18 protein-coding genes are annotated in these 20,627 nt (G+C 74.4%); 4 read left to right on the top strand and 14 right to left on the bottom strand.

Annotation, left to right across the window (positions count from 1 at the left end):
- Positions 1 to 56: 56 nt before the first annotated feature.
- The 5 genes from OG989_RS14375 to ftsY form a co-directional block, all read right to left on the bottom strand.
- Positions 57 to 2,390, bottom strand: coding sequence for a [protein-PII] uridylyltransferase (locus OG989_RS14375; RefSeq protein ID WP_327030767.1), 2,334 nt, complete (start codon positions 2,388 to 2,390; stop codon positions 57 to 59).
- 12 nt (positions 2,391 to 2,402) lie between these two features.
- Positions 2,403 to 2,741 carry a P-II family nitrogen regulator gene (locus OG989_RS14370; protein WP_176733926.1) on the bottom strand — a complete coding sequence of 113 codons (339 nt, stop codon included), beginning with the start codon at positions 2,739 to 2,741 and terminating at the stop codon, positions 2,403 to 2,405.
- 25 nt (positions 2,742 to 2,766) lie between these two features.
- Positions 2,767 to 4,254 (bottom strand): ammonium transporter, encoded by a 1,488-nt coding sequence (locus OG989_RS14365; protein ID WP_327030766.1) that lies wholly within the window; start codon positions 4,252 to 4,254, stop codon positions 2,767 to 2,769.
- A gap of 193 nt (positions 4,255 to 4,447) precedes the next feature.
- Positions 4,448 to 5,311 carry an aminoglycoside phosphotransferase family protein gene (locus OG989_RS14360; protein WP_192581443.1) on the bottom strand — a complete coding sequence of 288 codons (864 nt, stop codon included), beginning with the start codon at positions 5,309 to 5,311 and terminating at the stop codon, positions 4,448 to 4,450.
- 7 nt (positions 5,312 to 5,318) lie between these two features.
- Positions 5,319 to 6,506: a signal recognition particle-docking protein FtsY gene (gene ftsY, locus OG989_RS14355; protein ID WP_151455318.1), complete on the bottom strand. Its 1,188-nt coding sequence runs from the start codon at positions 6,504 to 6,506 to the stop codon at positions 5,319 to 5,321.
- A 150-nt stretch (positions 6,507 to 6,656) separates the two neighbouring features.
- Between ftsY and OG989_RS14350 the strand changes: the two genes are divergently transcribed.
- Both OG989_RS14350 and OG989_RS14345 read left to right on the top strand, forming a co-directional pair.
- Positions 6,657 to 8,369 carry an alkaline phosphatase D family protein gene (locus tag OG989_RS14350; protein ID WP_151455317.1) on the top strand — a complete coding sequence of 571 codons (1,713 nt, stop codon included), beginning with the start codon at positions 6,657 to 6,659 and terminating at the stop codon, positions 8,367 to 8,369.
- Positions 8,370 to 8,482: 113 nt separating this feature from the next.
- Complete coding sequence (locus tag OG989_RS14345) at positions 8,483 to 9,004, top strand: DinB family protein (RefSeq protein ID WP_151455316.1); 522 nt, start codon at positions 8,483 to 8,485, stop codon at positions 9,002 to 9,004.
- A gap of 26 nt (positions 9,005 to 9,030) precedes the next feature.
- On the opposite strand, the gene OG989_RS14340 is transcribed toward OG989_RS14345, so the two are convergent.
- The 3 genes from OG989_RS14340 to OG989_RS14330 all read right to left on the bottom strand — a co-directional run bounded on the left by OG989_RS14340 (position 9,031) and on the right by OG989_RS14330 (position 13,776).
- Positions 9,031 to 9,651 (bottom strand): HAD-IA family hydrolase, encoded by a 621-nt coding sequence (locus tag OG989_RS14340; protein ID WP_151455315.1) that lies wholly within the window; start codon positions 9,649 to 9,651, stop codon positions 9,031 to 9,033.
- Complete coding sequence (gene smc, locus OG989_RS14335; protein ID WP_327030765.1) at positions 9,651 to 13,262, bottom strand: chromosome segregation protein SMC; 3,612 nt, start codon at positions 13,260 to 13,262, stop codon at positions 9,651 to 9,653. The genes OG989_RS14340 and smc overlap by 1 nt, the downstream gene beginning before the upstream one ends.
- A 319-nt stretch (positions 13,263 to 13,581) precedes the next feature.
- A complete protein-coding gene (locus OG989_RS14330; RefSeq protein ID WP_091621030.1) occupies positions 13,582 to 13,776 on the bottom strand; it encodes a hypothetical protein in 195 nt (64 codons plus the stop codon).
- 374 nt (positions 13,777 to 14,150) lie between these two features.
- Between OG989_RS14330 and OG989_RS14325 the strand changes: the two genes are divergently transcribed.
- Positions 14,151 to 15,380, top strand: a complete 1,230-nt coding sequence (locus OG989_RS14325; RefSeq protein ID WP_327030764.1) for a CAP domain-containing protein — start codon at positions 14,151 to 14,153, stop codon at positions 15,378 to 15,380.
- Between the two features lie 105 nt (positions 15,381 to 15,485).
- Positions 15,486 to 16,328 carry an endo alpha-1,4 polygalactosaminidase gene (locus tag OG989_RS14320; protein ID WP_327030763.1) on the top strand — a complete coding sequence of 281 codons (843 nt, stop codon included), beginning with the start codon at positions 15,486 to 15,488 and terminating at the stop codon, positions 16,326 to 16,328.
- 67 nt (positions 16,329 to 16,395) lie between these two features.
- Here the strand turns inward: OG989_RS14320 and mutM are convergent, their stop codons facing one another.
- The 6 genes from mutM to OG989_RS14290 form a co-directional block, all read right to left on the bottom strand.
- Complete coding sequence (mutM, locus tag OG989_RS14315) at positions 16,396 to 17,253, bottom strand: bifunctional DNA-formamidopyrimidine glycosylase/DNA-(apurinic or apyrimidinic site) lyase (RefSeq protein WP_151455408.1); 858 nt, start codon at positions 17,251 to 17,253, stop codon at positions 16,396 to 16,398.
- Positions 17,246 to 18,040 (bottom strand): ribonuclease III, encoded by a 795-nt coding sequence (gene rnc / locus OG989_RS14310; RefSeq protein ID WP_151455409.1) that lies wholly within the window; start codon positions 18,038 to 18,040, stop codon positions 17,246 to 17,248. Before rnc ends, mutM begins: the two co-directional genes overlap by 8 nt.
- The gene (locus OG989_RS14305) at positions 18,037 to 19,032 is read right to left on the bottom strand and encodes a phosphate acyltransferase PlsX (protein WP_151455410.1); all 996 of its coding nucleotides are present in this window, start codon (positions 19,030 to 19,032) and stop codon (positions 18,037 to 18,039) included. The genes rnc and OG989_RS14305 overlap by 4 nt, the downstream gene beginning before the upstream one ends.
- Before the next feature lie 114 nt (positions 19,033 to 19,146).
- Positions 19,147 to 19,320 carry a 50S ribosomal protein L32 gene (gene rpmF / locus OG989_RS14300; protein ID WP_018786309.1) on the bottom strand — a complete coding sequence of 58 codons (174 nt, stop codon included), beginning with the start codon at positions 19,318 to 19,320 and terminating at the stop codon, positions 19,147 to 19,149.
- Positions 19,321 to 19,325: 5 nt separating this feature from the next.
- Complete coding sequence (locus OG989_RS14295; protein WP_151455411.1) at positions 19,326 to 19,889, bottom strand: YceD family protein; 564 nt, start codon at positions 19,887 to 19,889, stop codon at positions 19,326 to 19,328.
- Positions 19,890 to 19,998: 109 nt separating this feature from the next.
- On the bottom strand, positions 19,999 to 20,496 hold the full coding sequence (locus OG989_RS14290) for a hypothetical protein (protein WP_132232640.1): 498 nt from the start codon (positions 20,494 to 20,496) through the stop codon (positions 19,999 to 20,001).
- Between the last annotated feature and the right edge of the window lie 131 nt (positions 20,497 to 20,627).

The following is a 20,627-nucleotide window of genomic DNA, read 5'->3' as shown; positions in this document are numbered from 1 at the left end:
GAGCGCCGGCACGCCCGCGCGCGCCGAGGCTCCCCGGGCCGGCGGGAGGCACATCGTCACACGGCGGCCAGCACCGCCGCCTCCAGACGGGCCCGGGCGGCGTCGTCCGGCCAGCCGCCGACGAGGTAGAAGGCGTCCACCACGTCGCCGCCGAGGGTGGAGATGCGGGCCGCCCGCACCTGGGCGCCGGCCTCGTCGAGGGCACAGGTGACCCGGTAGAGCAGGCCCGCCGCGTCGGCGGCGCGCAGCTCCAGCAGCACGGCGTCGGTGGCCGCCTCGCGGTGCCACACCACCCGGGGCGCGGCCCCCTCGGACCGCGCCGCCAGGGCCCGGCCGCGCAGCCGCTGGGTGACCGAGACGTCCCCGTTCACCGCGCGGCGCAGGTCGGCGCCGAGGGCGATCGGGTCGGGCGCGAGCCCGTACCGGGGCTGCACGCGGCACTCGACCAGGGCCCGGCCGTCGACGGTGGAGGCGTCGGCGGAGAGCACCTCCAGCCGGTGCAGCGCCAGGCAGCCGGCCACCGTCGCGAGCAGGCCGCGCCGGTCCGCCGCGGCCACCGCCACCCGGTCGGCCGTCAGGTGTACGACCGGCAGGGGCCCCGCCAGCAGGGCCGGATCGGGGGCGGGCGGGGCGGGCAGCGCGCCCGTGTCCAGCGCGGTCCGCACCCGGGTGACCAGCTCGGCGACCAGTCGGCCCTTCCAGTCCGACCAGGCGGCCGGGCCGGTGGCGGCGGCGTCGGCCCGCACCAGGGCGTGCAGCAGGTCCAGCGTGGTCGGGTCGCCGACCCGCTCGGCCACCCCGGCGATGGTGACCGGGTCGGCGAGATCCCGCCGGGTGGCCACGTCGGGCAGGAGCAGGTGTAGCCGGACCAGCGTGCCGATCAGCGCCACCTCCGGCGCGGGCAGGCCGATCCGGGCGGCCACCGCCTCCGCCAGCGGCACCCCGACCGTGCTGTGGTCGCCCGGAAGCCCCTTGCCGACGTCGTGCAGGAGTGCGCCGAGCAGCAGCAGGTCGGGGCGGTCCACCTCGCGGGTGTGCCGGCTGGCCTCGTACGCGGTCTGCACGAGGTGCCGGTCGAGGGTGAACCGGTGCACGGGGTTGTGCTGCGGCAGGCTGCGCAGCCGGGTCCACTCGGGCAGCCAGCCCTCGATCAGCCCGTACCGGTCGCAGGTCTCCCAGGCCGGCACCAGGCCGGGACCGGCGCCGAGCAGGGTGACCAGCGCGGCCCGGGCCTCGGCCGGCCACGGCGCCGGCAGCGGCGGGCAGTACGCGGCCAGCCACTCGCAGGTGGCCCGGGCGATCGGCAGCCGGGTGACGGCCGCGGCGGCGGCGACCCGCAGCGACAGGCTCGGGTCGGGGCGTGCCCCGATAGCGGTGCGGGCCAGCACCAGCTCGCCGTCGTGCTCGACGACGTCCCGGGCGACCGGTCGGCGCAGCGGACGCCCGTCGCCGCCCCGGCGGCGGCCGGAGCGGAGCCGGTCGGCGGCGCGGAAGGCGTCGTCGAGGGCGTGGCTGACGGTCCGGGCGTCCCCGGCGACCCGGCGCAGCAGCGTGTCCCCGTCGCCGATCGACTCGGCGGCGGCCCGCTGCGCGGTGTCGGACCCGCCAGCCGGTGACTGCCGGAGCCCGAGCAGCGCGGCGACCCCGTCGCGTTCCTGGGCGACCAGCCGGTCGACCCGGCGGCCGGCCTGCCGGTGCAGCGCGTCCCGGGTGTCGAGCAGCCGCAGGTGCGCGGCGCGGACGGCGGGGCGAAGCGCGTCGGTGATCCCGGCGGTGGCGATCGCCCGCAGGATGCCCACGTCGCGCAGCCCGCCGGCCGCCTCCTTCAGGTCGCCCTCCAGCAGGAACGCCAGCTCGCCGTGGGCGGCCCAGCGGGCGGCGGTGATCTCGCGGAGCGCCGGGAGCTGGCGTACGGCGGTGCGCCGCCAGTGGTCGGCGGCGGTGCGGACGAGGGTGTCCGCGAGCGCGGCGTCCCCGGCGACGAGCCGCGCGTCGAGCAGCCCGAGGGCCACCTTCACGTCGTCCTGGGCGACGGAGAGCGCCTCGGCGACGGTCCGGACGGAGTGGTCCAGCCGCAGCCCGGCGTCCCACACGGGATACCAGACCGAGGCGGCCAGCTCGTCCACGCCGGGCACCCCGGCGTGCAGCAGGACGAGGTCGAGGTCGCCGTGCGGCGCGCACTGCCGGCGGCCCAGCCCGCCGACGGCGATCAGCGCCACCCCGGGCCGCTGCGGCAGCAGCCCGCGCAGCCACCGGTCGTACGCGTCGGCCCGCGCGGCCCGCGCCGTCGCCCCGATGCCGCCGTCGACGCCGACGACCTCGTCGACCAGGAGGGCGGCGGCGCCGTTGCCGGTGTGTCCCGACGCGTTCTTCCTGGTCGACGAGGTCATGTCAGTGGCCGGTCAGAGCGCGTCGAGGCCGCGCTCGCCGGTACGGACCCGGACGACCTCCTCGACGGCGGTCACCCAGACCTTCCCGTCTCCGATCTTGCCGGTCCGGGCGGCGCCGACGACGGCGTCCACGATCTTGTCGACGTCGATCTCGTCGGTGAGCACCTCCACCCGGATCTTGGGCAGGAACTCGACCGTGTACTCGGCACCCCGGTAGACCTCGGTGTGCCCCTTCTGCCGCCCGTAGCCCTGGACCTCGCTGACGGTCAGGCCGGCCACGCCGAGGGCGTGCAGGGCCTCCTTCACCGCGTCCAGCTGGTACGGCTTGATGACCGCGGTCACCAGCTTCATGTCCAACCCCTCCATCCCAGGAACGTTAACGGGCGACCGTCTCGGCGGCGGACCCGGCGGCCGGCTCGGCCGGCTCGGCAGCCGGCACGGTGGGCTCGGCAGCCGGCACGGTGGGCTCGGCAGCCGGCACGGTGGGCTCGGCAGGCGCGGTCGCCGGCTCCGTCGCCGGCCTGGCGCCGGTCAGCCCGGCCATGGCGAACGCGCTGCCCCCGCCGCTGCCGGTGGCCGGCGACAGGTCGTAGCCGCTCTCGGCGTGCTCGGCGATGTCGATGCCGCCGACCTCGTCCTCGGCCCGCAGGCGGAAGCCGATCGTCTTCTCGATGCCGAAGGCGAGCACCCAGGCCACCGCGAAGGACCAGACGGTGACGATCAGGCCGGCCAGGGCCTGCCGGCCGAGCTGGGTCACCCCGCCGCCGTAGAAGAGCCCGTCGGAGGCGCCGATCACGTCGGTGATCGCGCCGTTGACCGAGTTGGTGGCGAAGAGGCCGAGCCAGAGCGAGCCGATCCAGCCACCGACGAAGTGCACGCCGACTACGTCGAGCGAGTCGTCGTAGCCGAGCTTGTACTTGAGGCTGATCGCCAGCGCGCAGACCGACCCGGCGACGAGCCCGAGCAGCACCGCCGCCCAGGGGGCGATGAAGCCGCAGGCCGGGGTGATGGCGACCAGGCCGGCGATGGCACCGGACGAGGCGCCGACCAGGGTCGGCTTCCTGTCCTTGATCCATTCGACGACGATCCAGCCGAGCACGGCGGCGGCCGTGGCGAGCTGGGTGTTGATGAAGGCCAGGCCGGCGACCGAGTCGACGGTGAGCTCGGAACCGGCGTTGAAGCCGAACCAGCCGAACCAGAGCAGTCCCGCGCCGAGCGCGACGAGCGGGATGTTGTGCGGCTTCATGCCCTCCCGGGGCCAGCCGAGCCGCTTGCCGAGCACCAGCACCAGGGCCAAAGCCGCCGCGCCGGCGTTGATGTGCACGGCGGTGCCGCCGGCGAAGTCGAGCGCGTGCAGGTCGCCGCCGATGATGCCGCCGCCCCACACCCAGTGCGCGACCGGGAAGTAGACAAGCGTCGCCCAGCCGAACGCGAAGAGCAGCCAGCCGGCGAACTTCGCCCGGTCGGAGATCGCGCCGCTGATCAGCGCGACGGTGATCACGGCGAACATCATCTGGAAGGCCATGAACACGTAGAGCGGGACGCCGATGCCGCTCGGGTTCTCCGCCGTCGCGCCCCAGAGGTCGGTCTCGGCGAGGAAGGTCTTGGTACCGAGGTAGGCGCCCGGGTCGCCCCAGAGCCCGTTGACATCGCTACCGAAGGCGATGCTGAAACCGTAGAACCACCACAAAACGGAGATGAGCCCGATCGCGGAGAAGCTCATCATCATCATGTTCAGTACACCCTTGGACCTGTTGAGGCCGCCGTAGAACAGCGCCAGTCCGGGCGTCATGAGCAGCACGAGCGCCGTCGACACCAGCAACCACACGGTGTTGCCGGAATCGATCGTGGGTGCCTCAGGCACGCTGGCCTCCTAAAGGTGAAGTTCCCTCCTTCACGGCTTCCGGGGCAGCGTCGCCCGTACGCCGGATGGGCGGAAGCCTGCTCGCTCCCTGTTTCCCCCAGCGTCACCCGTCGATTTCCGAACGGTGACGGGTTGTTTCGGACGTGTGAAGAGAAGCTCACCGCCGGCCGGCGCGGCCGACAGCACGGACCGCTCAGCGCAGCGCGTACTCCAGGGCGTTGCGCTCGTAGTCGAGCAGCCGCAGGTCCCGCATCGGCCGGCGCAGGTGCCCCTTGTGCACGATCCGGACGAAGGCCGGCTCACCGGCGGCGGCCATCCGGCGGATGCCCTCCACGTGGTCCACGATCCGCTTGCGGATGGTCCGGATCAGCCGGTGCCGGTCCCGGGGGATGAGCCCGTACGCGTCGGCGAAGAGGCGCAGCCGGCGCGGCCGGTCGGGGTGCTTCCAGCCGAGCGTGATCGAGTCCCGGTCGGAGAAGATCGGCACCCAGGTCCAGGCCGCGTACGCCACGTCGTAGATCCGGGCGCCGGGCGAGGCGAGGTCGAAGTCGATCAGCCCCAGGGTGCCGTCGGGCCGCCAGATCACGTTGTGCGGGGCGGCGTCGTGGTGGCAGATCACCTCGGTGTCCGGCGGCGGCGGTCCGAACGAGCGCCACACCGCGCCCGGCGGCGGGACGAAGCCGTACTGGGCGTCGTGGAACATGCGGAGCATGGTGGCGACGGTCACCAGCGCCTCGTCGGTGACCCAGTGCGGGGCCAGCGGGTACTCCCCGCACTCCCCCTCCAGGTACGACAGGACCTCCCGGTTGCGCTCGTCCATGCCGAGCGCGCGGGGGGCGCCGGTGAACCCGACGTACTCCAGGTGGCGCAGCAGGGCGTGCACCGAGGGCGTCCACGGCCCGGCGTTGCGCCGGACCGTGTCGCCGACCCGGACGACGGTGCTGACGTTCCCGCCGTGCAGCGGGATCTCCTGCGAAGTCACGTACGGTCTCCCGAGGCCCGTCGACGGGTGGCTGGGGTCGCGCCACCCGGCGTAGGCGCGATCGTCGGTCGTCACTGCGAGGTTACGCGTCCCGGGCGAGCGGCTCGGTACCGAGCAGCGCGTCGACGAACTGGGCGGGGTCGAACGGGGCCAGGTCGTCCTTGCCCTCGCCGAGCCCGACCAGCTTGACCGGGATGCCCAGCTTGCGCTGCACGGCGATCACGATGCCGCCCTTGGCGGTGCCGTCGAGCTTGCTGAGCACGACACCGGTCACGTTGACCGCCTCGGTGAAGACCCGGGCCTGCTCCAGCCCGTTCTGCCCGGTGGTGGCGTCGAGGATCAGCAGTGTCTCGTCGATCGGGCCGTGCTTCTCCACCACCCGCTTGACCTTGCCCAGCTCGTCCATCAGGCCGATCTTGTTCTGCAGCCGGCCGGCGGTGTCGATGAGCACGGTGTCCACGCCGGTGTCGATGCCCCGCTTGACGGCGTCGAAGGCCACGCTGGCCGGGTCGGCCGCCTCCGGGCCCCGCACGGTCTCCGCGCCGACCCGACCGCCCCAGGTCTCCAGCTGGTCCGCGGCGGCCGCCCGGAAGGTGTCGGCGGCGCCGAGCAGCACGCTGCGGCCATCGGCGACGAGCACCCGGGCGATCTTGCCGCAGGTGGTGGTCTTGCCCGCGCCGTTGACGCCGACGACCAGCACGACCGCCGGCACGCCCTCCTTGGGCGCGGTCCGCAGGGACCGGTCCAGGGTCGGGTCGAGCGCGTTGACCAGCTCGGCGGCGAGCAGGGCGCGCAGCTCGCCGCCGGAGCGGGTGCCGAGGACCCGGGTCCGCTCGCGCAGCCGGTCGACGATGTCGCGGGTGGCGTCGACGCCGACGTCGGCGGTGATCAGGCTGTCCTCGATCTCCTCCCAGGTGTCCTCGTCGAGGTGGTCGCGGCTGAGCAGGCCGAGCAGGCTCTTGCCGAAGACGTTCTGCGAGCGGGACAGCCGCGAGCGCAGCCGGACCAGCCGGCCGGCGGTCGGCTCGGGGACCTCCAGCACCGGTGCCGGGGCCTCCACCACCGGCGGCTCCACCAGGATCCCGGTGGACAACTCGGCCTCCGGTGCCTGGACCGGCGGGCCGGCCAGGTCCTCCTCGGCCCGGGTGTCGACCTCCGTCTTCGGCAGCGGCGGCTCCGGTCGCCGGCGCAACCGCGGCACGACCAGCCCGATGCCGCCAAGGATCAGCACGCCGAGCAGGGCGAGCGCGATGAGGAGGTATTCGGTCATGCCGGAATCCTGTCAGATGCCGGCGAAGCTGTCCCAGCCACCGCTCCCGACCGGGTCCGCGGAGGCCGGCGGTAGGCTCGCTCACAGCCAGCAGTGGTGCGACCGCCGGCCGGGTAGTAAAGATGAAGTCCGCTCATCTGGAGGTCGACCATGCCCGCGGCACACCTGCTCATCGGCCCGTTGCTCCGCAGGGTGGTCGGCACGACGGCCACCGTCTGGGTGGAGACCAGCGCGCCCGCGGTGGTCACCGTCCGCACCGCCGACGGCGCCGGCGGCACCGCGCCCACCTTCTCGGCGTACGACCACCACTACGCGCTCGTCGTCGTGGAGGGGCTCACCCCCGACAGCGCCACCACCTACGAGGTGCTGATCGACGACGAGGTCGCCTGGCCGGTGCCGAAGAGCGACTTCCCGCCCAGCGTGATCCGCACCCGGGCGGCCGACGACCTCGACCAGCCGGTCCGGTTGGTCTTCGGCTCCTGCCGGGAGACCACCCAGCACGCCACCACCCGGCGGCTGCCCCCGGACGCCCTCGACGCGTACGCCCGGCGGCTGATGGCCGACCCGGCTACGACCGAGGTGCCCGACCTGCTGGTGCTCCTCGGCGACCAGGTCTACGCGGACGTGACGTCGCCCACGGTCCGACGGCTGCTGAAGCGGCGCCGCCGCCGGCCGAAGGGCGCGCCGGGCGACCAGGTGGTCAGCTTCGACGAGTACACGAAGCTCTACCTGGAGTCCTGGCGGGACCCGGAGATCCGCTGGCTCTTCTCCACCGTGCCGAGCGTGATGATCTTCGACGACCACGAGGTCATCGACGACTGGAACACCTCGGCCTCCTGGCGCTCCGACATGCGCGAGCAGCCGTGGTGGGCGGAGCGGATCACCAGCGGCCTCGCCTCGTACTGGGTCTACCAGCACCTGGGCAACCTCTCCCCCGACGAGATCGCCGCCGACCCGGTCTACGCCAAGGTCGTCGCGGCGGAGGACGCCACCGGCGTGCTGCGCGAGTTCGGGCAGCGGGTCGACACCGAGGCCGACCTCGCCCACGACACCGAACGGTGGCGGGCCGTGCAGTACCAGTGGAGCTACGCGCTGGACCTGGGCCGGACCCGGCTGGTCATGCTCGACAACCGGTGCAGCCGGGTGCTGGAGCCGGGCCAGCGGGCGATGCTGCCCCCGGGCGAGTGGTCGTGGTTCCTCGACCGCGCCCACGGCGTCTACGACCACCTGGTGGTCGGCGCGTCCCTGCCCTGGCTGCTGCCGCCGGGCATCCACCACGTGGAGGCGTGGAACGAGAAGCTGGCCGACTCGCGGCGGCCCTGGGTCGCCCGGCTGGCCGAGAAGCTGCGCCGGGGGCTGGACCTGGAGCACTGGGCCGCGTTCCGCCGCTCGTTCGACGCGCTCGGCGCGCTCTTCGCCCGCCTCGGCAGCGGCACCCCCGGCGAGCCCGGCGAGCGCGTCGGGGCCGGCCCGGCGTACGCGCCACCGGCGTCGATCAGCGTGCTCTCCGGCGACGTGCACCACTCGTACGTGGCGCGGGCGCGGTTCGACGACCGGAGCGTGGTCACCCCGGTGCACCAGCTCACCTGCTCGCCCATCCACAACCAGGTCCCGGCCGGGATGCGCCCGCTGATGAAGCTCGGCTGGTCGTCCGGGCCGTCCGGGGCCACCCGGGCGCTGGCCCGCACCGCCGGCGTACGCCGCCCGCCGTTCCGCTGGAAGCGGCTGGCCGGGCCGTACTTCGGCAACGCGGTCGCCACGCTGGTGCACGCCGGCCGGACGGCCGAGGTGACGATCGAGGGCACCACCAGCGACGGCCACCTGCGCGAGGTCATGCGGCAGGGCCTGACCCCCGGCGGGTGAGCCTCCCGCCGCGCCCCGGCCTGCCCACCCGCGCCGGGCGGGCCACCGCCCACGCGCCGGCACCCCGATAAACCGCTCGCCGGTTGTCGGAGGTGCCAGCCAGGATGACCGGCATGACCTGGCGAGCACCGGAGATCACCCGGACCCCCGAGCCCTACGTCGGCGACGAGCGCACCATGCTGGAGGGCTGGCTGGACTTCCACCGGCAGACCCTGCTGCTCAAGTGTGCCGGGCTGACCGCCGAACAACTGAAGACGCCCAGCGTCGAGCCCTCCGGGCTCACCCTGCTCGGCCTGGTCCGGCACCTGGCCGAGGTGGAGGCCTGGTGGTTCCGGGAGAACCTCGCCGGCCAGCAGGTCGACTACCCCTACTTCACGCCCGACAACCCGGACGCCGACCATGACGTCAGCGCCGCCGACGCCGAGGCCGACTTCGCCACCTACCACCGGGAGGTGGCGCTGGCCCGCGCCGCCGCCGCCGGCCGGTCGCTCGACGAGACCTTCACCGAGGTCGGCCCGAAGCGCCGGACGTTCAACCTGCGCTGGATCTACGTGCACATGATCGAGGAGTACGCCCGGCACAACGGCCACGCCGACCTGATCCGCGAACGCATCGACGGCGTCACGGGCGAGTAGCCCCCGGCGGGGCGGGCCGGAACCGGTCAGTACGCCAGGGCGGCCCGCGCGTACCGCAGGTCGGCCGGGCCGCTCCAGCGCAGCGCCGACAGGCCGGCGACCCGGGCGCCCCGGATCGCCCAGTCCTCGTCGTCGACGAAGAGCACCCGGGCCGCCGGGGTCTCCAGGGCCTCGCAGGCCGCCTGGAAGTACTCCTTCGCCGGCTTGTTCACCCCGACCCTGGACGAGTTGACCACCACGTCGAACTCGTCCGTCAGGTCGAGCGCGGCGAGGTCGGCATCGAGCAGGTCCGTGGCGTTCGTGCCTAGCCCGACGCGGATGCCGCCGGCCCGCGCCTCGCGGACGAAGGCGAGCACCTCCGGGTCCACCTCGCCCCGGTAGCGCTGCCACTGCTCCACGGCCGCCCGGGCCCGCTCGGGGCCGCCCACGGAGTCGGCCAGCGCGTCGGCCACGCTGGCCATCCAGTCGGCGTGGCTGACCCGGCCGGTCAGCACCGGCTGGAGCCGCCCCCACTGCATGGCGATCTCGGTGAGTACGCCGTCGGACAGGCCGTACTCCCGCTCCACCCCGGCGGCCACCGCCGGGTCCCACCTGCGCAGGACGCCGTCGAAGTCCACCAGGAGCGCCGTCGCCCGTTCCCGACCCACTACTCGTTCTCCTCGCCGCGGCCACGCCGCTCGTCTCCGTCGGCCCGGTTGAGCCGTTGGCTGATCACCTGGGTCACCCCGTTGCGCATGGTCACGCCGTACAGGGCGTCGGCGACCTCCATCGTCCGCTTCTGGTGCGTGATGACGATGAGCTGGCTCTTCTCCCGCAACTGGGCCAGCAGCGTGATCAGCCGCCCCAGGTTGACGTCGTCGAGCGCCGCCTCGACCTCGTCCATGATGTAGAACGGGCTGGGCCGGGCCCGGAAGATGGCCACCAGCATCGCCACCGCCGTCAGCGAACGCTCTCCGCCGGAGAGCAGCGACAGCCGCTTGATCTTCTTGCCCGGCGGGCGGGCCTCGACCTCGATGCCGGTGGTGAGCAGGTCGTCGGGGTCGGTGAGCACGAGCCGCCCCTCGCCACCGGGGAAGAGCACGGTGAAGACCTGCTGGAACTCCCGGGCCGTGTCGGCGAACGCGCTGGCGAAGACCTCCAGGATCCGGTCGTCGACGTCCTTGACCACGGTGAGCAGGTCCCGGCGGGTGGCCTTGAGGTCCTCCAGCTGCTCGGAGAGGAACTTGTAGCGCTCCTCCAGCGCGGCGAACTCCTCCAGGGCCAGCGGGTTCACCTTGCCGAGCAGGGCCAGTTCCCGTTCCGCCTTGGCGGCCCGCTTCTCCTGCACCGGCCGCTCGTAGCGGACCGGCTCGGGCACCGGCAGGCCGTCGCGTTCGGCCGCCGCCACGTCGGCCTGGGTGGGCGGGACGGGCTGGGCCGGGCCGTACTCGGCGACGAGGGTCTCCACGTCCAGGCCGAAGTCCTCGGCGGCCTTTGCCTCCAGCTGCTCGATGCGCAGCCGCTGCTCGGCGCGGGCCACCTCGTCGCGGTGCACCTGGCTGGTCAGCCGCTCCAGCTCCGCGCCGAGCCGCTTGGCCGCGCCGCGTACCTCCTGGAGTTCGGCCTCGCGGGCGGCGCGTTCGCGCGCCACGGCGTCGCGGTGCTCCTCGGCCGCGGCGATCGAGGTGGCCAGCCGGGTGAGGGCCTCCCGGGCCCCGCCCGCCACGGCCCGGGCGATCCCGGCGCCCCGGGTGCGCGCCGCGCGCCGGGCCGCCGCGCGTTCCCGCGCGGCCCGCTCGGCGGTGGCCTGCCGGCGCAGGGAGTCCGCGCGGCCGGCGATCGAGGAGACCCGCTCCTCGGCGGTACGCACCGCGAGCCGGACCTCCATCTCGTTCTGCCGCGCCTGCGGCACCATCGCGGCGAGCTGGTCGCGTTCCTCCGTGGAGGGTTCCGCGTCGACGGGGGTCTCCTCGGCCAGCCGCAGCCGCTCCTCAAGCTCGGCCAGGGTGAGCAGGTCCCGCTCCCGGGCGGCCTCCGCGCGGGCCCGGGACTCGCCGAGCCGGTCCGTCTCCGCCTTCGCCGAGCGGGCCGCCGCGCCCAGCTCGGCCAGCCGGCGGGCGGCGGCGTTGCGGTGGCTCTCCGCCTCCCGCTTGGCGGCGGCGGCGTGCTGCACCGTCTCCTTGGCGGCGGCCACCTCGGCGCGGGCGTCGACGAGCTGTTCGCGCAGCTCCGCGCCGGTGACCTCGGCGGCGAGCCGGTTCGACCGGGCCTCCTCGACGGCGGCCTGCACCTCGATGAAGCTGGGCGCCTTGGCCGACCCGCCGGCCGCCGCGTACGCCCCCACCACGTCGCCGTCGGGGGTGACCGCGCGCAGCTCCGGGTTGCCGGCGACCACCTCGGCCGCGGCGGCGAGGTCGTCGACCAGCACCACGTCGCGCAGCGCCCGGTGCACCGCCGGGCGGAGCTGCGGGGAGCACTCCACCAGGTCGGGCGCCCAGCGGGCGCCGTCGGACAGCTTCGGCCGCAGCGCGTCGGCGGGCCCGTCCATGCCCGGCCCGGCGGGGCTGCCGACCAGCAGGCCGGCGCGACCGGCGTCGGAGATCTTCAGCAGCCGCATGGCCTCGACCGCCTCGTCGACGCCGCTGACCGCGACCGCGTCGGCGAGCCCGCCGAGCGCGGCGGCGAGCGCGGCCTCCTGCCCGGGCGCGACCGTGAGCAGCCCGGCCAGGCTGCCCAGCAGGCCCGGGACCTCGTCGGCGCGGGCCAGCAGCGCGCCCGCGCCGTCCTTGCGGCGCAGGCCGAGGGCGAGCGCCTCCTCCCGCGCCTTCCAGGTGGCGGCGTCCTTCTCCGCCGTCCGCTCCGCGTCGGTAAGTGACCGCACGGTGGCCTGCGCCCGCTCCTGGGCGGCGACCGCCTCGGCGTGCCGGGCGTCGAGGTCGGCGTTGTCCCGGTCCGCCTCGGTGGACTGCTCGGCGACCGCGTCGAGTTCGGCCTGGGCCTGGTCGGCCCGGGCCAGCGCGTCGGCGTGCGCGGTGGCGAGCCGCTCGATCTCCTCGCCGGCGCTGGTGGTCCGGGCGCGGGCGGAGTTGACCTGACCGGTCAGCCGGGCCAGGCCCTCCCGCCGGTCGGCGATCGCCTTGGCCGCGGCGACCAGCTCGCGTTCGGCGGCGGCGAGCTGCCGCTCCAGCTCCTGGCGGTGCTCGACGGCCTCGGCCAGCCGGATCTGGTCGTCGGTGAGCGCGCCGCGCAGCTCCTCCTCCTGCTCCCGGATCCGCTCGGCCTCGGCCTCCAACTGCTCGGGGTCGCGACCGGGGCGCTCGTCGTCGGGAGTGGCGCTGAGGTGCCGCAGCCGTTCCCGGGCGAGCTGCTCGATGGAGCGGAACCGCTCGGAGAGGGCGGAGAGCTTGTACCAGGTGTCCTGCGCGGCGGCCAGCAGCGGCGCGTCCTCGGCGAGGGCCGCCTCCAGCTCGGCCAGCCGCGCCTGCACCTCGGTGTGTTCGGCCTCGACCTGCTCGCGCCGCTCGCGCACGGCGGTCTCGTCGGCGATCTCCCGGTCCAGGGTGGCGCGCAGGGTGGCCAGGTCGTCGGCGAGCAGCCGTAGCCGGGCGTCGCGCAGGTTGGCCTGGATGGCGGCGGCACGGCGGGCCACCTCCGCCTGCCGGCCCAGCGGCTTGAGCTGGCGGCGCAGCTCGGCGGTGAGGTCGGTGAGCCGGTTGAGGTTCGTCTGCATCGCGTCGAGCTTCCGCAGCGCCTTCTCCTTGCGCTTGCGGTGCTTGAGGACGCCGGCCGCCTCCTCGACGAACGACCGCCGGTCCTCCGGCTTGGCGTGCAGCATCCCGTCGAGTCGCCCCTGGCCGACGATGATGTGCATCTCCCGGCCGATGCCGGAGTCCGACAGCAGCTCCTGGATGTCGAGCAGCCGGCAGGTGTCGCCGTTGATCTCGTACTCGCTCTCGCCGGAGCGGAACATCCGGCGGGTGATCGACACCTCGGTGTACTCGATCGGCAGCGCGCCGTCGGTGTTGTCGATCGTGAGGGTCACCTCGGCCCGGCCCAGCGGGGCCCGGCCGGCGGTGCCGGCGAAGATGACGTCCTCCATCTTGCCGCCGCGCAGCGCCTTGGCGCCCTGCTCGCCGAGCACCCAGGCGATGGCGTCGACGACGTTGGACTTGCCGGAGCCGTTGGGGCCGACCACGCAGGTGATCCCCGGCTCCAGCTTGAGCGTCGTCGCGGAGGCGAAGGACTTGAAGCCCTTCACCGTCAGGCTCTTGAGATGCACCTTCTCGATCCTCGTCCGGTGGCCGCCGTACCGTCGCCGGCTGCGCGGACCTGGGTGAACCCGCAGACTAACCCGGGACCGGGAACCGCCGGGCACGCGACCCGCCTGGCGACCGCCGGGCGCCCGTCCCAGGTGACGCGGGCCGGCCCGCCCGGGTGCGGACCATCCGTCGGCCGGAGTCGTACGGGAATCGTCGCGGCGGGCCGCACAAGATCACGAATTGGTGCGGCGAAAAGGGGTGCGGACAGAGCTGCGCGCCGGCACAGAAGTGTCGGCGCGCTCTTTTTGCGTGATGCGATTCAGTTTTGCGATCTGGAGATCAGGTCAGCGCGGGCTCGGCCAGACGAAGCAGATCGTCCGCCTCCGCCGCAGCCGCCGCGAGCCGATCGTTCTCGGCACGCAGCCGCGTGATCTCGAACTCCAGAGCCCGAACCGTGGTACGCAGTCGGGTGACCTCGTCGAGCAGACGCCGATCGGGCGCCGCACCTACGTGGCCGTACAGGGCCTTAGCCATGTTGACTCCTTGATATGCGCTGCCGGAAGGGCCGGCCAACGCGCGCCCAAATGTGTACGCGGCTGTCATCCCAGGCGATTCTGGGCATGACCGGGCGCGACTGGCGACACCTACATATTGAGCCGACACCCCCTCTTTCGTCAAGTTCTCGCAGGCCGTAGATCATTTCCACGTCGGCCTGTCCACTTGCCGGGGGGCTGCCACAAGGCGCGGACACACTCTGTCCGGACACCTTGACTCTACGCCTCGGATCCCGGGAAGTCCCCACCCTGCCGTCCGGCTTCCCCTTAACTCTTCCTTAGCCACGTTGCCGCTGTTCACGCCCGCCACGTAGCGTCACCCCGGCCCGCAACCGACCCCCTGGAGGCAGAGGCGTGTACGGCTGGACCGACCCGTACCACCCGGACGGCGCCGACCGGCGCCGCGAGCAGCCGCTGGGCGAGGAGCCGCCGGCCTGGCTCACCGACCGTCCGGAGCCGAGGTCCGCCTACCTCTTCGGGGACGACCCGGAGCAGCCCGCCGACGAGTGGCACCGCGACCAGCCGACCGCCCGCTGGCAGCCCGAGCCCGCCGCGCCGGCCGGGACCTGGCAGCCGCAGACCACCGACGCGACCGCGACCTGGCGGCCCGAGCCCACCGACCGCTGGCAGGCCGAGCCGGACCCCCGCTGGGCCCCCGGGTCCGCCAGCCCGGCGGACGGGGCGTACCCGGCGGAGCGCCCCTTCCCCGCGGACCGGACCGCCGGCGCCTGGCCGGTCGACGACCCGACCGCCCCCGTCGACCTCGCCGCGCTCCGGGCCGCGACGGCCGCGACGGCGCCGGCCACCGCCGAGGGCCGCCACCGCCCCCGCCGCCGCTTCCCCCGCCCGCTGGTGATCGGCGGTGCCGCCGCGGCCGCCACGCTGGTGGTGAGCCTCGGCGTCGGCGCGGTCGCGCTGACCGGCGACGGCCCGGCGACCGACCCCACCGCCGTCGACGACACGGTCGCCGCCGCCCCGGTGCTGCCGGGCGGCGCGCCGGCGCCCGGCGACACGCTCGCCCCGCCCACCCCGAGCACCGCGCCGACCACCGCGCCGACCACCGCCAGGCCCACCCCGTCGGCCACGAAGAGCACCAGGCCGACGCCGGCGCCGTCGCGTACCACCGCGCCCTCGCGGCGCAGCGCCGAGCGGAGCACGGCGCCGGCCGGCGGCGGCACGAAGGCCCCGGTCAGCAGCGGGGGCGGTAGCCAGGCCAGCCAGGTGGTCGCCCTGGTCAACGCCGAGCGCGCCAAGGCCGGCTGCGGCGCGGTGAGCGTCGACGACAAGCTGACGACCGCCGCCCAGCGGCACAGCCAGGACCAGGCCGACCACCGGAACATGTCGCACACGGGCAGCGACGGCAGCAACGTCGGGACCCGGCTGGACCGGGTCGGCTACTCCTGGCGCACCTACGGCGAGAACGTCGCCTGGAACCAGAAGACGCCGGCCGCCGTCATGGACGCCTGGATGAACAGCTCCGGCCACCGGGCCAACATCCTGAACTGCGCCTTCACCGAGATCGGCGTCGGCGTCGCCAACAGCAACGGGCCGTACTGGACGCAGGTCTTCGCCGCGCCGCGCTGAACGCGAGTCGTGGCCGGGGCCGTACTCGTTTGACCGGGTGAGGTACGCCGACACGGCGTACCCGCTCCGGGCGGTGTGCCGCCGCCCGCGACCCGGGAGCTGCCGATGCGGATCCGGCCGCGTACGCGCGCCGTGGGGTGGGGCCTGCGCCGGGCCCTGCCGGCCTGCGCCGCGCTCGTCCTGCTGAGCGTGCTCGCCGCCTGCCGGCCGGACCTGGCCGCGCCCGGTGCCCCGACCGCCTGGCCGGCGGCGTCGGCGGGCCGGTGGCAGTGGCAGTGGCAGCTCAGCGGCGTGCTGGACCTCACCGTCGACGCCGACGTCTTCCTGCTCGACCCGGTCTCCACCACCGCCGCGCAGACCGCCGAGCTGCGCTCCCGGGACCGCCGGCTGGTCTGCCAGGTGCACGTCGGTTCCGTCCTGCCGACCGACCCGGACGCGGACCGTCTCCCGGCCGCCGTACGGGGTGCCGCGTCCCGCCGGCCGCAGGGCCGCTGGCTCGACGTACGGCAGTGGGACGCGCTGCGGCCGGTGCTGGCCGACCGGTTCCGGCTCTGCCGGGGCAAGGGCTTCGGGGCGGTCGCCCTGGCCGACGCCGACGGGTACGCGCACCGGTCCGGCTTCCCGCTCGACTTCGACGACCAACTGCGGTTCAACCGCCGGCTGGCCGAGCTGGCCCGCTCGCTGAGCCTCTCCCCCGGCCTGATCAACGACCTGGGGCAGGTGGCCGCACTGGCCCCGGACTTCGACTTCGCCGTCAACGAGGAGTGCGTGCGGCTGGACCAGTGCGCCCGGCTGCTGCCGTTCGTCGAGGCGGGCAAGCCGGTGTTCCACGTGGAGTACGCCGGCTCGACGACGGACTTCTGCGTCACCACGCTGGGCTACGGTCTCTCCTCGATCCGCAAGGAACGCCGGCTCGACGCGTGGCGACTCCCCTGCGCGGCGCCCTGACCACCGGCACCTCCTCGCGGGCCGGGCCGGGCGAACGCGCCGCCCGTGCCCCGGAGACCGCGTGGGGTCAGCCCCGCAGGGCCGCCCGGGGGCGGGGCTGGCAGCGCGGGCAACTGTACGACGAACGGTTCATGAACGCCTCGCGGCGCACCGGTGCGCCGCACCGGTGGCACGGCAGCCCCTCCCGGCCGTAGACGTTCAACGCCCGGTCGAAGTAGCCGCTCTCCCCGTTCACGTTGACGTAGAGGGCGTCGAAGCTGGTGCCGCCGGACTTGATCGCCTCGCCGAGGACGTCCCGGACGTGGCCCAGCAGCCGCAGCGCGGCCGGGCCGGTCAGCGCGTCGGTGGGGCGGGCGCCGTGCAGCCTCGCCCGCCACAGCGCCTCGTCGGCGTAGATGTTGCCCACGCCGGAGATCAGCGTCTGGTCCAGCAGCGCCCGCTTGACCTCCGTACGCCGCCGGCGCAGCGCGGCGACGAACGCCGCGTCGGAGAACTGCGGGTCCATCGGGTCCCGCGCGATGTGCGCGATCTCCGCCGGCAGCTCGGCGCCCCCGGCCGAGACCGACAGGCCGCCGAACGTGCGCTGGTCGACGAAACGCAGCTCGGGACCGTCGTCGGAGAACCGGAACCGGACCCGCAGGTGCGTCTCGTCGGGGGCGTCGGCCGGCTGCACCAGCAGCTGACCCGACATGCCCAGGTGCCCGATCACGGCGTCGCCGCTGTCCAGCGGCAGCCACAGGTACTTGCCGCGCCGGCGCACGTCCAGCACCGTCCGGTCGGTCAGCACGTCGGCGAAGTGCCCGCCGCCGGGCGCGTGCCGGCGTACCGCGCGGGGATGGCGCACCTCGACGGCGGAGATCCGCCGGCCGGTGACCCACCGGGCCAGCCCCTGCCGGACGGTCTCGACCTCCGGCAGCTCAGGCACGGCCCAGGCCCGCCTCGGCGGTCTGCGCCGTTCCGTCCTCGGGCGCCGGGCCCTCCGGCCCGACCGGCTCCCGCTCCGCCTGCTCGGTGAGCGTCCGCCAGGCCGCCTCGGCGGCCCGCTGCTCGGCCTCCTTCTTGCTGCGCCCGTCGGCCCCGCCGTAGCGGTTGCCGGCGACGACCACCCAGGCGGTGAACGTCTTGAGGTGGTCCGGGCCGGTGCCCTCGATGCGGTACTCGGGGACGCCGAGCCCGAGCGCCGCCGTCAGCTCCTGGAGGCTGGTCTTCCAGTCCAGGGCCGCACCCCGGCCGGCCGACTCGGCCATCAGCGGGTCGAAGAGCCGGTGGATGACGATGGCGGCGGTGTCCAGCCCGTACTGGAGGTAGATCGCGCCGAGCAGCGCCTCCAGGGTGTCGGCGAGGATGCTCGCCTTGTCCCGGCCACCGGTGGTCTCCTCCCCCTTGCCGAGCAGCAGATAGGCGCCGAGCCCGTCCGGGCCGAGGCCCCGGGCCACGTCGGCGAGGGCCCGCATGTTGACCACGCTGGCCCGCAGCTTGGCCAGCTGCCCCTCGGGCAGGTCGGGATGGTTGTGGAAGAGCGCGGTGGTGATCACCACGCCGAGCACCGAGTCGCCCAGGAACTCCAACCGCTCGTTGGTGGGCAGGCCGCCGTTCTCGTACGCGTACGAGCGGTGGGTCAGGGCGCGCTGGAGCAGCTCCGGATCCAGGCTGACGCCGAACGCGGCTTCCAGGTGACCGACGGACGCCCGCCGCCGCTTGTCGTTGCTCATGATGTGGGTACCTCGGTGTCGGTGGAGCGGTCGGTGCGTTCCTCGCGGTCGCCCGCCTCGGCGCCGTCGAGCAGCGCGCGGACGTGGTCGGTGGCGCGTCGTCGCCAGAGATGGGCGGCCAGCGCGATGCCCGCGGCGACGTCCTCGGCGCGGGCGGCGCCGTGGCAGACGACGACCGTCCCGGCGACCCCGAGCAGGGCCGCCGCGCGCGGGGCGCCGCCGCCGGACGGGGGCCCGCCGGCCATCGCGTACGCACCCTCGATCGCCTTGAGCAGCACGTTACCGGTGAACCCGTCGGTGACCACCACATCGGCGCGCGTGCCGAGGGAGACGTCGTACCCCTCGACCAGGCCGACGTAGCGGCCGTCGCAGGGCAGCGACGCGGCGGCGAGGACGGGATCGGCGAGCCGGCGGGCGCGATCGCCCTTGCCCGCCTCGGTGCCCACCGACAGCAGCCCCACCCGGGGCGCGACGACGGCGTGGGCCACCGCCGCGTAGGCGGCGCCGAGCACGGCGTGGCGGGCCAGGGTGGCCGGGCGCGGCTCCAGCGAGCCGCCCACGTCCAGCAGGACCACCGGGCCGGCGACGGCCGGCAGGGTGGCGATCAGCGCGGGCCGGCGCACGTCCGGCCAGCGGCCGAGGCCGAGCGCGACGGCGGTGACGGTGGCGCCGGTGGACCCGGCGGAGACGAGCGCGTCGGCGACGCCGTCGCGGACGGCGTGCACCACCGCGCGGACGGTGCTGTCGGCACGGGCGGCCACGGGATGGTCGGCCATGCCGACGACGGCGCGGACCGGCCGCACGGTGACCCGGGCACGCTGTGCCGGGTCGAGGGCGCGGATCACCTCGCCGGCGGCCTCGGCCGGGCCGACGAGCAGCAGATGCAGGTCCGGGTCGGCGCGCACGGCCCGCAGAGCGCCGTCAACCACGACGGCGGGAGCGTCGTCCCCGCCGAGGAGGTCAACGGCGATCCGCGCGGTGCCCGGCTCCATCGGAACGCCGGCCGGAACAGGCCGGCCGGCGTCGGAGGGAGCCGGGGCACCGGGCGATTGCCAGGGTGCGCGCGCCGCCCGACCAGGGGTCGGGGGCGTCACTCGGCGTCCAGGTCAGACCTCGAGGACCTGGCGGCCGTTGTAGGTGCCGCAGACGGAGCAGGCGGCGTGGGGCAGCTTCGCCGACTTGCACTGGGGGCAGGCCACGGTCGCGACCACGGTCGCCTTCCAGTTCGCCCGGCGGGCGCGGGTGTTGCTGCGCGACATCTTGCGCTTGGGGACGGCCACGGTTCCTACTCCTCTTTACGGTTCAGTTGCGACAGGCCCGCCCAACGCGGGTCGATCTGCTCGTGACTGTGGTCGGCCGGCAGATCGTCCAAGTGCACCCCGCATTCGGGGCACAGGCCTGGGCAGTCCTCCCGGCAGAGCGGGTTGGTCGGCAGCGTGAGCACCACCGCGTCCCGCAGCGCCGGTTCCAGGTCGATCAGATCGCCCTGCATCCGGCCCACCTCGTCCTCGTCGGTCGTGGTGTCCGTGGTGCTGTTCTCGTACGCGTACAGCTCCTGGATCCGCACGGCCAGCGAGTCGTCGATCTCGCGAAGGCAGCGACCGCACTCGCCCCGGACGCGACCGCTGACGGTCCCGGAGACGAGCACGCCCTCGGACACCGACTCCAACCTCAGGTCGAGGTCGAGGTCAGCGCCCTGCGGCACGGCGATCATCTCGCCGCCGAGGTCCGCCGGTGCCGGCACCACCCGCTTTTCCGTACGCAACGCACCAGGCCGGCGCGGCAGCTCCCTCGTGTCGAGGACCAGCGGCGACCTGGGGTTGAGTGTCGAAGGCGTGTGTTTGGGCATAGTCAGACTCCGGCCGGTGAGAGGCCGACAAAAAAGGTTACCTGGGCGACCGCCGGACCGTCGAACCGGGGGCGGCGCCCGCCCCATCTGCCGGCTGGTGAGGTGCCGCTCAGAAGGGTAGCGGGCGGTCCGCCTCCTCCCCACCGAAGGTGCCGATCTCGCGCAGCGCGTGCATCTTGTCCCGCCCGCGTTCTATCGAGGCCAGCGCCCGGGTGAGGAACTGCTCGAAGTTGGCCAGCGCGGTGTCGACGTAGTCGTCGACCTCCTCGCGCAGGCGCTGCGCCTCGGCGCGGGCCTCCGCGATGATCCGCGCGCCCTCGTGCTCGGCGGAGACCGTGATCTCGTTCACCGAGACCAGCCGGGCGTGTTCCGCCTCACCCTCGCTGATGATCCGGTCGGCCTCGCGCTTGCCGGCCTCCATGATCTTGTCCCGCTCGTCCAGCAGCGCGGCGGCCCGACGCAGGTCGGCGGGGAGTTCGGCGCGCAGCTCATCGAGGATCGCGATGAACTCACCCCGGTCGACCATGCAGTTGTTGCGCGACATCGGGACGGAGCGCGCCTGCTCCACCATGGCGATCAGTTCGTCGATGCGATCGAGCGGGTCCACCGGTACCTCACTCCTGTCGTTCGTCGGGCCGACCTACATGATGCGGGCTACGGCCGGTTTCCCGCTGCACACATCATGTCGCGCCCCGACCACAGCGCACCGCTCACCCCGGCCCGGCGCGTCGCGGTACG

It is taken from the genome of Micromonospora sp. NBC_01740 (genome assembly GCF_035920365.1).
Classification (GTDB): domain Bacteria; phylum Actinomycetota; class Actinomycetes; order Mycobacteriales; family Micromonosporaceae; genus Micromonospora; species Micromonospora reichwaldensis.
Note: the sequence above shows the minus strand (reverse complement) of the source record. Positions and strands in the feature narration are given on the sequence as shown.